Consider the following 622-nt stretch of genomic DNA (forward strand, 5'->3'; position numbering starts at 1 on the left):
GATCTGGATGGCGTTCGGCGCGGGCGTGCTGGCGCTGGCCGCCCTGGCCTGGGCGCAGCACCGCACGTACCGGCGGACCAACCGGGTTTTCAACCTGGGCCTGTTGGCGGCGACGGTTGCGACCGCGGCGGCGCTGGTGTGGCTGGCGGCGGGACACGCGGTGGTCCGCTCCGGGCTCGGCGAGTCCGACCGGCACGGCGCGCGGTCGCTGCGGGTGCTGGGCGAGGCGCGCATAGCCGTGCTCCAGGCGCGGGGCAACGAGAACCTGGTGCTGGTGGCGCGGGGCGCGGTGGTCCGCGAGTCGCCCCCGGAGAAGGGCCAGGACGCCTACGAGGTCGGCTACGACGAGCGCATGCGGGCGCTGCTCGGCACGGCGCCGGCCACGGACGCCCCCGACGCCGAGGCCGGCGGGCTGCTGGGCCGGGCCCAGCGGCTGGCCAACGACGCGTCGGGGCGCGGGCCGGTCGGCGAGGCGATCCGCGCGGCGCGCGAGTGGCAGCACCGACACGAGAGGGCCAGGCGGGCCAACGAGGAGGGCGCGTACGACGCGGCGTTGGAGATGGTCACCGGCCCGCGCGGCAGCACCGGTAAGTCCTTCGAGCGGGTGGACGCCGCGCTGACC

The 622-nt window shown here is 77.2% G+C and carries 1 pseudogene; it reads left to right on the forward strand.

From position 1 onward, the window contains the following. Nucleotides 1–622, forward strand: a pseudogene (locus KUM32_RS42510) (hypothetical protein); the annotation flags it as partial.

This window comes from Streptomyces sp. AC627_RSS907, assembly GCF_019049165.1.